The 12,683-nt window shown below is 31.1% G+C and carries 11 protein-coding genes; 3 read left to right on the plus strand and 8 right to left on the minus strand.

Annotated elements, in window-relative coordinates:
• Window positions 1-530: 530 nt before the first annotated feature.
• Entirely contained in the window at window positions 531-2,948 is a 2,418-nt protein-coding gene (locus RH98_RS08320) for an alpha/beta hydrolase family protein (RefSeq protein ID WP_026038813.1), read from the minus strand.
• Between the two features lie 141 nt (window positions 2,949-3,089).
• On the opposite strand from RH98_RS08320, the gene RH98_RS08325 reads away from it, so the two are divergent.
• Together RH98_RS08325 and RH98_RS08330 are read left to right on the plus strand one after the other, a co-directional pair.
• Window positions 3,090-4,097, plus strand: coding sequence for a 3-oxoacyl-ACP synthase III family protein (locus RH98_RS08325; protein ID WP_010252942.1), 1,008 nt, complete (start codon window positions 3,090-3,092; stop codon window positions 4,095-4,097).
• A 39-nt stretch (window positions 4,098-4,136) separates the two neighbouring features.
• Entirely contained in the window at window positions 4,137-4,808 is a 672-nt protein-coding gene (locus tag RH98_RS08330; protein WP_010252944.1) for a sterol desaturase family protein, read from the plus strand.
• 49 nt (window positions 4,809-4,857) lie between these two features.
• Here RH98_RS08330 and RH98_RS08335 read toward each other — a convergent pair whose 3' ends face one another.
• From RH98_RS08335 to RH98_RS08365, 7 genes are all read right to left on the minus strand, one after another.
• Window positions 4,858-5,907, minus strand: a complete 1,050-nt coding sequence (locus RH98_RS08335; RefSeq protein ID WP_010252946.1) for an endonuclease I family protein — start codon at window positions 5,905-5,907, stop codon at window positions 4,858-4,860.
• Between the two features lie 266 nt (window positions 5,908-6,173).
• Window positions 6,174-7,214, minus strand: a complete 1,041-nt coding sequence (locus RH98_RS08340; protein ID WP_010252948.1) for an endonuclease I family protein — start codon at window positions 7,212-7,214, stop codon at window positions 6,174-6,176.
• A gap of 258 nt (window positions 7,215-7,472) precedes the next feature.
• The gene (locus RH98_RS15230; protein ID WP_010252949.1) at window positions 7,473-9,020 is read right to left on the minus strand and encodes an endonuclease I family protein; all 1,548 of its coding nucleotides are present in this window, start codon (window positions 9,018-9,020) and stop codon (window positions 7,473-7,475) included.
• Window positions 9,021-9,063: 43 nt separating this feature from the next.
• The gene (locus RH98_RS08350) at window positions 9,064-10,281 is read right to left on the minus strand and encodes an RsmB/NOP family class I SAM-dependent RNA methyltransferase (protein ID WP_010252951.1); all 1,218 of its coding nucleotides are present in this window, start codon (window positions 10,279-10,281) and stop codon (window positions 9,064-9,066) included.
• Between the two features lie 85 nt (window positions 10,282-10,366).
• Window positions 10,367-10,801: a PH1570 family protein gene (locus RH98_RS08355; RefSeq protein WP_010252953.1), complete on the minus strand. Its 435-nt coding sequence runs from the start codon at window positions 10,799-10,801 to the stop codon at window positions 10,367-10,369.
• Between the two features lie 2 nt (window positions 10,802-10,803).
• A complete protein-coding gene (locus RH98_RS08360) occupies window positions 10,804-11,211 on the minus strand; it encodes a hypothetical protein (RefSeq protein WP_010252955.1) in 408 nt (135 codons plus the stop codon).
• A 43-nt stretch (window positions 11,212-11,254) separates the two neighbouring features.
• Window positions 11,255-11,797 carry an RNA polymerase sigma factor gene (locus RH98_RS08365; RefSeq protein WP_010252957.1) on the minus strand — a complete coding sequence of 181 codons (543 nt, stop codon included), beginning with the start codon at window positions 11,795-11,797 and terminating at the stop codon, window positions 11,255-11,257.
• A gap of 207 nt (window positions 11,798-12,004) precedes the next feature.
• Between RH98_RS08365 and RH98_RS08370 the strand changes: the two genes are divergently transcribed.
• Entirely contained in the window at window positions 12,005-12,664 is a 660-nt protein-coding gene (locus tag RH98_RS08370; RefSeq protein WP_010252958.1) for an HAD family hydrolase, read from the plus strand.
• Window positions 12,665-12,683 lie beyond the last annotated feature (19 nt).

A 12,683-nucleotide genomic window follows, 5' to 3' on the forward strand; every position in this document is an offset into this window, starting at 1 on the left:
ACACGTAGTATAAGCAGCCTTGTTATATATAACAAGGCTGCTTTGTTTTGTATAATTGTCTATTATTTTTAAAGCTATTTTCTATACGACTAGAATCATTATTGAGTCCATTTTTATTATTCAGTAGTATTATAAGTCTAATATGCCTACAACAATAAGAGTTGCAAAAACTCCTATGAATTTAAACTAGTGGCAATAGGCAGAAGTAACATAATAGTCAGAAACCTGGAAGTTATTAATGTATATGGTTATTACTTTACAGATTCTTAAGGACTTTCTTATATGGAGATGTAAGGAGTTTAAAATTTTAAAAGAATACTTAAAATAGAATACAAGTATAAAGAGTAAGTATGCTATTAAAAAAAGTAGTAAAGAGATTTAAGTTGATTAAACTGCTTAAATTTATAACTAAAAGCAAATAACGCTTATAGAGTGGTTTTAAACCTCTTTATAAGCGTTATTTTTTGTCAAAAAAACGTTTCCTAAAATTAACTAATTATTCAGTGTCCTAGTTAACAGTGGTAACTTTTTTATTTATTTTTTAAATATTTTTCTAAGAATTGATCTTGTTCCCATAATAGGTGGAAGATATTTTCTTTCGCTACATAACCATGACTTTCTTTTGGTAATATTACCATTCTTACTGGAGCACCAAGACCTTTTAATGCTTGGAAATAACGCTCTGTCTGTAAGGTAAATGTCCCTGGGTTATTATCCGCTTCTCCGTGAACTAATAACATTGGAGTTTTCATTTTGTCAGCATTCATAAATGGAGACATTGTGTTATAAACTTCAGGAACTTCCCAGTAATTTCTTTGCTCAGTTTGGAAACCAAAAGGTGTTAATGTCCTATTATAAGCACCACTTCTAGCAATACCAACTGCAAATAGATCTGAATGAGTTAATAAATTTGCTGTCATAAAAGCACCATACGAATGTCCTCCAACTCCAACTCTTGAACGATCAATATATCCCAATGCATCTACTGCATCAATTGCTGCTTTTCCATTAGCAACAAGTTGCTTTACATAAGTATCATTTGGTTCTTCATCTCCTTCACCAACAATTGGAAAAGAAGCGTCATCTAATACAGCATATCCTTTTGTTACCCAATATACAAATGATCCGTAGTAAGGGAAGGTAAACTCATTAGGATTGTTAGTAACTTGGGAAGCACTATTTTTATCTTTAAATTCTCTAGGATAAGCCCAAATTAATAATGGTAGCTTCTCAGTTTTTGCTTTTCTATCATATCCTTTTGGCAAGTATAACGTTCCTGATAATTCTAAACCATCATCTCTTTTATATGTGATAACTTCTTTATAGACCCCATTTAAACTTTCAAAAGGATTTTTAAAGTTAGTAATAGCTTTTAAATCATTTTTCTTTTTAATATTTCTGAAATAATAGTTCGGGTATTCTGTAGGAGATTGTATCGAAACTAATACTAGACCTTTTTTTACATCTTCAATAGATTGTATTGTCTCTTTTTTATTAGTATAATTTGATTGATATAGGCGTTTTGTTTTTAATGTTTTAGTGTCAAATTCATCAATGAAAGGGAATTGACCTTTAGGTGTATAGCCATCTCCAATTAAGAACAATTTGTTATTTTCTTGCATTAATACATATCGACCAAATTCATTTCTTTTTAATTCAAAAGTTCCAGGATCACTGTATACGTCTTGTTCGTTTCTATCTTCAATTTTAATAGGAGAATCAGAAGGATTAGAAGGATTAATCATAAATGTTCTGGTATTTCTTGTGTCGTACCACTGATCATTTACTAATGCTAACTCTTCATTTCCCCATACTATACCACCATATCTTTGTTGTAATTTAACTAATGATTTAGGAGAGTTATTAAATGGCGCATCCCAAGTAAATACCTCGTCACGGTATTCTACATTTTTAGCAGGATCCCCATTGTCTAATGCTTCGACGAAATATAAACTCGCAGGTTTATCTGCTCTCCAATTCATATTTCTTTTTCCTTCACGAACCGCCATAAATCCTTTAGGCATTACCTCGTTAAGTGCAATTTCATTTACTACTTTTACTTCGTTTCCGTTTTTATCATATACTACAGTTTTCATTGGAAAACGATTTAATGTAACTAAATATGAAAATGGCTTTTGAAGTGTAGTTAGCATTATGTATTCACCATCTGGAGAGAATGATTCACTAACATATAAATCAGCATTTTTGAATAGGGTTTTATTACCTTTTAAATCTATTTTATATAATTCAGATGTTACTAAGGTCTCAAAATTAGCTTCGTCAGTTTTGTTTTTTAAAAGATCTTGATAAGTTCTATTTTGTGAAACCACACCTTCACTAACTGAAACAATAGGACCAGTAGGTATGTTTTTTGACGTGTCAATTAATGCCGGTCTATTTGAAGGAATAAGACTTACTAAAAGGTTTTCGTTGTCTTTAAACCATGTAATTGGGTTTCCTAAATTTGCGTTTAAATTAGCATCTGTGAGTTTAGTAGCTTGTGCAGATTTAATATCTAATACCCATAGTTCCACTCCATTTTCAACTGTATTAGTGAATGCTATCTTAGATTGATCTGGTGACCAAGTTAAGTTTGTAATACGTGCATCTGAAGGTAAACCTTTCACTTGAACTTCTTGTGTATCTTTTACTTTTCTAACTTTAAGGTTAGTAATATAAGTAGTGGTACTTGAGATATTAGTATTTACATCAATACGTAAACCTGCCAATCTCATTTCGTTTACGTTTAAATCCATTAAAGTTTTGTACGTACTACGATAAGATAACAACATGTATTCTTTGTTGTTGTCTAATGAAATGGTAGGGGCTCTTTCATAATCAGCTAATTCTAATATTTCTTGCGATGGCTTTTGATAAGTAATGTTTTCTTGTGCATACATAGTTGTTACCAAAAATAAGGATAAAAGGGTAGTTTTTAATATTTTCATATCCGTAAGTTATAGTTATAATAGCGAATATAAAAGAATTATTCAAAATAAGAATAACCTTATCTTTAAATTGTAAGTGTTTTAACGAATAGAAGTTGTAAAAGCTGTATTTTTGCATCTTGTAATTAAAAGCTTATAGAAATGTATAGATCTAAAATAAGTGGTCTAGGTTACTATGTACCAGAGAATGTTGTGACAAACGATGACCTAGCGAAAATAATGGATACTAATAATGAGTGGATAGTTGAGAGAACAGGTATTCATGAACGTAGACATAAAAAATTAAAAGAAGATACAACTTCTGGAATGGGAGTGAAGGCTTCAAAGATAGCAATGGAAAGAGCGGGTATAGAGCCTCAAGATATTGATTTTATAGTTTTTGCAACTTTAAGCCCAGATTATTATTTTCCAGGTCCAGGTGTTTTATTACAAAGAGAATTAGGAATGGGAACTATTGCAGCTTTAGATATTAGAGCACAATGTTCTGGATTTATTTATGCATTATCTGTTGCTGATCAATATATTAAGACTGGAATGTATAAGAATATTCTTGTTGTTGGATCAGAAGTCCACTCTGCAGGTTTAGATATGACAACTCGTGGAAGAGGAGTTTCGGTGATATTTGGAGATGGAGCGGGAGCAGCCGTTTTGAGTAGATCAGAAAATGAAAGTGAAGGTATTTTATCTACACATATACATTCTCAAGGAGAACATGCAGAAGAGCTAGCTTTGATTGCTCCAGGAATGGGAGGAAGATGGGTGACTGATATTTTGGAAGACAACGACCCTGATGACGTAAGTTATACACCTTATATGAATGGACAGTTTGTTTTTAAAAATGCAGTAGTTCGTTTTAGCGAAGTTATTAATGAAGGATTAGAAGCAAATGATTTGAATATATCAGACATTGATATGTTAATCCCTCATCAAGCTAACTTACGAATATCACAGTATATACAACAAAAGTTTGGACTGTCAGATGATAAAGTGTTTAATAATATACAAAAATATGGTAATACTACCGCAGCCTCAATTCCAATTGCATTAACTGAAGCATGGGAAGCTGGTAAGATTAAAAAAGGTGATTTAGTAGTTTTAGCTGCATTTGGAAGTGGATTTACGTGGGGTAGTGTTATTTTAAGATGGTAAAAATTATTATATTAGCTTTATAACCAAGTTAATATAATTATGAAAATTGATAAAATTCACAATAAAGGACAGGCAAGGTTATTTAAGAACCCTTATTTAGAAATGCTCACAAAAGGGCATCCCGCTATTATTTGGGGAATGTATATTCCTATTTTGTCATTTATCATTTACACAGGTTATAGAGATTATAATTTGTCAGTCCAGAGTATTGTTCTTCTTTTTCTATGTGGAGCAGTATTTTGGACTTTTTTTGAATATTTAGCGCATAGGTATTTATTTCATTTAGTTAGTGATAAAAATAGTTTAAGACGAATTTCTTATATAATGCATGGTAATCATCATCACTATCCTCGTGATCGTCAAAGATTGTTTATGCCTCCTCTACCTAGTTTAATATTAGCCTCACTTATTTTTATTATACAATATATAATTTTGGGAAACTATACTTATGGTTTTTTTCCTGGATTTATGATTGGTTATTTACTTTACGCTTCTATTCATTATGCTATTCATGCTTTTGCTCCACCTTTTAAATTTATGAAACCATTATGGCGCAATCATCATTTACATCATTACAAAAATGAAGAGATGGGTTTTGGTGTTAGCAATACTTTTTGGGATAGAGTTTTTGGAACGATGTTCGATTTAAATAAAGAGAAAGAAGATAAAGAAAAAGTAAAAGAACTTATGTTTGAGAAAAAGAACAAATAAAATAGGCTACCTTTTCTGGGTAGCCTATTTTATTTTATTTTATTTTATTTTATTTAGTAGGTTTTATTTGTTGCCATATGTTTTTTGCATCCAAATTACCATTGTTATTTGTACCCCAAATTAGGTTTGCTAACTTAGGGTTATCAATAAAGGGGTTTCTATTTCCTTGGGCGTATCTATTATTTATATTTCCATGATATTCATTTCTTTTTCTTTCAATATCTGACACTGGATCCTCTGCATTCCATTTTAAATAAATAGTTAGCATATCAACAGTACCAGTTTCATAATTAGGAACTGAAGCTCCTTTTCCATTATAACTTGGCATACATAGTTCTCCATAGCGAAGATACATATACATCATCATACGAGCGACATCTCCTTTCCATTCATCACCAGGATACCATCCTCCATTTTGATTACCAGAATTACCAGTTCCATCAGCAAAACTTGTATTACTTCTTTTATTATTCCAATATCCATTGATTGCTCTTAAGTGATGTGCATCATTACCTGCAATTACAGTAATTAAGTCTTTTTCTAGATCAGGTTTGTAATTTGCTGTATATAGCGGGAAGCCATCAGAAGTAGTGCTTTTTTTAGCATTTGCTTTAGCAAAAACATGTTCTCTTTCCCAAAGCGTTCTTCTTTGCTCGTCAGTGGTATGTGAAGAGTTATTAGTTTGACTTTTATTGATTGTTCTTTTATGGACAACATCTTTAGCATCGCTATTAGTCCAGCTATAGATTAAAATGACTTCATTAGGATTATCAGGGTTCTCATCTGTTATTTCGCATGCTCTCCAAATATCTGGAGTGTAAGATAATGGACGGTGTGTCTCTACTAAAAGATCATGTAAGCTTTGTTTTAGGTTTTCTCCTCGTTGAGTAAAATCAATATTTTGGTAATATGCTTTCTGATTTTTATCTATAGGGATGTAATTAAAGCCCGTAGTATCTTCTGGTTTGGGTGTAGGATCTGGTTTAGGGTCTGGTTTACCAGGCTTTTCTATTGGAGTATCAGGTGAATTGTCTTCACTTGAGCAGCTTATTATCAATGTAAACGCTGCACTTAAAAGTAATAAGGCGTACTTTTTCATTAAATTATTATTTGTGATATAAAAATTATAACTAGTAAAATGTATTTTAAAAAGTTATAATATATAATACAAAAATACTAATTTTTAAATTACAGATAAGCTAATAAAAGCTTAAGATGGATAACTTATTGTTTTATTTTTAAATGTAGCTTTTATAGTTAGCTAAAAAAGTAATATAAAAAATGTAATTATTGTTGTATTGCAAAAAAAAGCTCTTTTTAGAATAGTTTTCCAAAAAGAGCTTTGATTAAAAATGAAAGTTAAAATTACTTAGCCCAAGTATTTTCTGCTTTATATTTATCAGCCATTCCCCAAATTTGGTTAGCTAATTGAGGATTGTCAATAAAAGGATTTCTATTTCCTTGAGCTCCTAGATTCCCCTTGTCACCATGGTATTTATTTCTCTTTCTTTCAAAGTCATCTACAGGATCTTCTGCATTCCATTTTAAGAATAAGTCAATCATTTCATCTGATAGTATTCCGTTTTTACTATCAATAGGTTTTCCTACTTTAGTTGCTTTAGTATATCCACCTCCATTTTCATTTTCATAACGAATATGCATATACATCATCATTCTTGCTACATCTCCTCGCCATTCATCACCAGGATACCACATATCTACTCCTTTAGATCCTGAATTACCTGATCCATCAACAAATTTTTTATTACCTCTTGAACTATTTACAGAGCGATTAATTGGGCGTAGATGGTGTGCATCATGACCAGCAACATATTCTGTAGCACTTAAAGCAGGAGGAGTGTTATCTTTAGTGCCTGCTTCTAAAGCTCCTTGCTTTTTAGATTTATCTATAGCTAAAGATTTAGCAAAGACATGTTCTCTTTCCCAAAGTTGTGTTTGCGGTTTACTTGACGTACCATTATTTTTATCTTCTTTTGCAACTGATCTTTTGTATGTACTATTTTTCTCTGTTACGTCTTTATCAGGCCATGAGTATATCAGTAGTACATTATTTGTATTATTAGGATCTTCATCAGTTATTTCTGATGCATCCCATATACCTGGAGTATAAGTTAATGGGGTATGGGTTTTAGTAATTAATTGAGCTAATTGTTTTTTTAACTCCATTCCTTTTTTAGAGAAATCGATTGATTTATAATAATCTTGATATTCTGTTGGAATGTTATATTCGCCAAAATCTGGAATCAAATCATCATCACCATCATTGGTGGGAGGAACAGGATAAGTTGGAGATGTGGTACTAGGATCCGTTATGATAGGATCTTTCGTACATGACGTAATTGCTAGTGCTAATCCTAAAAATAGCAGTAATGATTTTTTTTTCATGTTGTAATAATAAGAATGTTACTAAGTTTTGCTAGTAATAGAACAAATCAATTTAACTTATTAATGGACAATAAAAATAGGCATACTTTTTCCTGAAGTAAAATGCATAATTCTTTAATTGACAAAAAATAACAAATCAGAAATCTTCTATTTAAAATTGCATAATTGTCAAAATAGGGCAATTTGTATAAAGGTACTTTTATTTAAGTAATAAAAAAAGCTATCTATAAAATAGATAGCTTTTGTATTGATAATAGCTTATTTCCAAAGATTCGGAGCTTGTGGACCTCCCCAAATTTGCGTTGCTAAATATGGATTGTCTATGAAAGGATTTCTATTTCCTTGTGCGTATGGATTATTTAGGTTACCTAAATAATTATTTCTTTGAATCTCTACTTCTGAAACAGGATCTTCAGCATTCCATTCTAATAGTAGATCAATCATATTATTGTCTACCTTATTTTTGTTACCTATAGCGACATTTGATGGCAAACATCTAGTATTATAACGAATATACATATACATCATCATACGAGCTACATCGCCTTTCCATTCATTACCTGGGTACCAGCCATTATTTGACCTAGCTGCTTTTCCAGATCCTTTTGCAAACAAAAGATTACCTCTTTGGCTATTTAGTCCTACATCTGCAGCTCTTAAATGATGTGCATCAGCTCCAGGTCCAGAAGTTTGTAAATTAGGTGTTCCTAGAGATTTAGCATAAGTGTGCTCTCTATTCCAGTCAGTTTGTTTTCCTCCATTTTTATTTTTACCTCTTTTATAAGCATAAGTTCCACTATTCTCACCAGGAGTACCATACAGAAGGTAAACTTCATTTTTAGCAGGAGTTAAATCACTTGCCTTTATTGCTTCCCAAACTTCAGCGTAACTCAAATTTTTCTTATGACTATCTGCTACTAATTTACTTAGTTGATTTTTTAACTCTATACCTGTTTTTGAGAAGTCAATAGATTTATAGTATTCTTTTAAATTTGCAGGAATTTGGAATTCACCTGGTTTTGATGGTTCTGTAGGTTCCGTTGGCTCCGTCGGTTGAACGTCATCAAAAGTTATACTATCAAACAGTAAATTATAATTTCCAGATTTTCCTACTTTTAATGCAAATAAAGACCCTCTACCAGATTTGTTATAATCAATATCTTGTAGATCAAGAGTTATTTTAATCCAGTTAGAAGTATTAATATTTACTCCATCATAATTATTAACTCCAGTATTTGGATTATTATCCGCTTTTTTACTTGTTTTTTTGAGAACTATATCTTTTGTAAGGGTAATGTCTGTTTTATCAGTAATTTGGTCATCAGTTCTTAGATTAAAAACTTCATAATTACCATCTGCTTTATAAACATTAAAGGATAATGATTTTGGACCTGAGTTTCCCTTTATATAGAGTACGATCGTTTTTGCAGATTGATTAACAGTTTGATTCTCTATAGTGAATACGTATTGATTCGCTGTAGGAGTTCCGTTTACAAGTAATGCACCTTTACCGTCTCTACCTTGGTTAGCGGCATATGTTGCATAAGGTTGTAGTTTAAAACTATTTAAACTTTTTTCAAAAGACGTAAAATCATTAAAATTTGCTACTTCGTTAGGTTGATTTTTATCAACGCCTTTTTCTCCATCAGGAGTTGTTGGTGTAGTAGGATCGGTAGGTTTGTCAGTTTCGCCTGGCGTAGTAGGTTTTTCTACTGGATTTGAAACTTCTGTAACAATAGGGTCTTTGCTACATGAAAACACAGCTAGAGCTGCCCCTAATAGTAAAATATAAGAGGTCTTTTTCATTAAAGTGGGTGTTTTTAAGTGTATATGTTTTGTGTTTGTTTTCTTATTTGTTTTTGCGTTCTAATAGAGCCATGTAGAAACCATCAAATCCTGATTCATGTGCTAAGATCTTATGATCTTCTATGAATTTAAAATCTTTTCCAGCTTCACTTTTTAAGAATTTTTCTATTTGTTCCTCATTTTCTGAAGGTAATATTGAACAAGTTGCATAAACCATTTTACCTCCTGGTTTTAATATTTTAGAATAGTCTTCTAATACTTGTTCTTGCACTTTTTTAATATCTTCAATAAATTGAGGTTGCAATTTCCATTTACTATCTGGATTTCTTTTCAGTACACCTAATCCACTACAAGGTGCATCAATTAATAAACGATCAGCTTTTTCGTGAAGTTTTTTAATTGTTTTAGTTCCTTCAATGATTCGGTATTCGATGTTAAAAGCTCCATTTCTTTTAGCACGTAATTTTAACTGCTTTTGTTTGCTTTCATAAATATCCATTGCTATTATTTGCCCTTTATTCTCCATTAAAGAAGCAATATGCAATGTTTTACCTCCTGCACCTGCACAAGTATCTACAACTCTCATACCCGGCTTAACATCTAATAGACGCGCTACAAGTTGAGATGAAGCATCTTGAACTTCAAATAATCCTTCCTTAAAAGCATCTGTCATAAATACATTTGCTCTTTCTTTTAGAATTAAAGCATCAGGATATTCCTCAGGTTTTATGGTCTCAATGTCTAAATCCATTAAGATAGCATACAGTTTATCACGAGTTGTTTTTAACGTATTAACGCGTAGTATAACTTGAGCTTGTTCATTTTGAGCAGTAAGTTCTTTGCTCCATTTTTCTTCACCAAGTTCTTTTACACCAAGTTCATCCATCCAGTCAGGAATAGATTCTTTAAATTTTCTTGTTTTTGAAAGTTCATCAAAACGACCTTTAATACGACGTACTGGTGTATTTTCAAAATATTTCCAATCAGGTAGTGTATAACCTCTTAAGACAGCCCATACAGCAAATATTCTCCAAATATCATCTCTATTATATGGCTCTTTTACTTCAGCAATCTCTGCATACATTCTTTTCCAACGCACAATTTCATAAATTGTTTCAGCTACAAACTTTCTGTCTGCGCTTCCCCAACGTTTATCTTTTTTTAGTGCTCTTGCGACTACTTTGTCAGCATATTCTCCTTCATTGAAAATTGCTAAAATAGAGTCGATTACGGTAAATACAAGGTTTCTGTGTAGTCTCATTAATATGAATATAAATATAGCCTACAAATATACGTAATTTGTAGGCTATTTCTATGTTTTAATGTTATTTTAAAGTTATATAAACTTACTTTTTTTCTTTGTATTTCTTCAAAAGTTTGCGATTAAAATCATCTTCTGCTTTCTTCAAAATAAGAATCTTTTTATTTGAAAGAATTTTCTTTGCATCTACTAAGAATTGTTTTCTTATTGTAAAGTAATCTGTTTCAAAATCTATTAATTCTTGTATTTTGTTTGAAGCATCTTTTTCTGTCATCGCTTCAATATCTTCAATGTCAGTTGTTTTTATAAACTTTACTATTTGACTATGTCTTAATTCTCCCATCTTGTTATCATAGGTATTATATATAGGCCAAAACTTTTCTGCTTCTGATTTAGTAAGATTTAAGGCAGTAGTTAAGTGAGCTATTTTTAAAGAGCGAATTTTGTCAATATGATTTTCTTGGGCATTAATACTTTGTATGCTAAAGAGTATAATAAGTAATGCAATTATTTTTTTCATTTTTAGTAGTTTAAGTAGTATTCAAGATCTATATCGCTTAGAACATATTCATTGATCTCTGCTTGATTATAATTAATTGTGTTTTCTAATTCTTTGATATCTTGTTCGTCAAATGAATTTATAAACTCAGGTGATAAAGTGATAGAAGCATTATATTCTAAATAGTTCTCTAAAGCATCTGCAGAAATATGATTTCTTTGGCTATTAATGAAAAATGTAGAAAGTCCTATTATTAATGCAGCACTAGCAGCAACTAAACTATAGTAGTAGGGTTTTTTAGAATGAAGTTTAACTTTCTTTACGCTACTATTTTCTAATTCTATTCTGTCCATTAATCTACTCTCAAACGTATTGAAGTAGTTATCTGGTGTTTTAAATTTAGATTTATTTGTAAAAGGAATTTTATTCATAATTGTTGACCTTTACTATTAGACGATTGCTTTTCCAAAAGGTTTAATGGTTTTCTAAAAATTGTTCAATTTTTTTTACTGCATGATGATATGATGCTTTTAGAGCACCTACACTGGTATCTAAAATTTGAGATAATGTGTTATAATCTAATTCTTGATAATATTTCATTTTAAACACGAGTTGTTGTTTCTCAGGCAAAGAAGCAACAGCTCTCTGTAGTAATATTTCTGCCTGATCACCATCAAAAAGTTCATCAGCCTCAAGTTTATTTATAATAAGGCTATTGGTTTCTTCAATGGATATTTTTAACTGTTTACTTTTTGCCTTTAAAAAATCTAACGCTTGATTAGTAGCTATGCGATACATCCACGAAAATAGTTTACTGTCCCCCTTAAAGGTGTCGATCTTTTGATATATTTTTATAAAAGTTTCTTGGAGTATATCATCAGTATCATCGTGATTATAGACTATGGAGCGTATTTGATGATACAACCTCTCTTGGTAAGTAGTAACTAACTCCCGAAAAGCTTCATTTTTTGTCGAAGTGTTTTGTAACTTTTTTATTAATAATTTATCGTCAATCAAGGCTGCTTAATCGTTTTTTAGTGTTTTGTTGGCTTGAGATAATTGATTACTGAATAATTTTACTTTGTGATAAAATAAAAAATAGTATAGTTATCTGGTTGAATGAACGATTTAGTTCTATAAAACATTACAAACTAAATCTTTCACGTAAAAATAAGCAAAGCAATTATATAATGTTATATACTATGTCTATTTTTGTAAGAAAAAATGGTAAAGACGGTTATTTTTGATATGGATGGTGTTATTGTAGATACAGAACCTGTACATCGCTATGCATATCATAAACATTTTGAGGAGTTAGGCATTGATGTGTCAGAACATGTTTACAATTCATTTACAGGACATTCTACAAAAAATACTTATGAGCGATTAAAAGAGTTATACGGTATTGATGGAGTAGTACATGATTTGGTGATGCGCAAACGTGGATTGTTTAACGATGCTTTTGATAGTAAACCTGATTTAGAATTGATAGATGGTGTACGAGATTTAATAGAGGGGTTATATCATAATGGAATTGAGTTAATAGTAGGTTCTTCTGCATCTAAGACTACGATAGATCGCGTCTTTAATCGATTTAAACTATACCCTTATTTTTCTCATATTGTAAGTGGAGAAGATTTGCCAAAATCTAAACCAGATCCTACTATCTTTTTAAAAGCTGCTTCATTAGCGAAGTTTGCCGATAAGAGTGATTGTTTGGTAATTGAAGATAGTACTAATGGGATAAAGGCTGCGAATGCTGCAGGTATTAGAGTAGTGGGGTATAAGAGTGCTAATTCTAAACAACAAGACTATACAGGTGCTAATTATATCGTAAGGGATTTTAGAGATATAGATGCTAATTACATTATTAATTTAGAATAATGAGTTTGTTTAGATTGAG

Origin of the sequence: Myroides injenensis M09-0166 (assembly GCF_000246945.1) — a bacterium.
GTDB classification, from domain to species: Bacteria; Bacteroidota; Bacteroidia; order Flavobacteriales; family Flavobacteriaceae; genus Flavobacterium; species Flavobacterium injenense.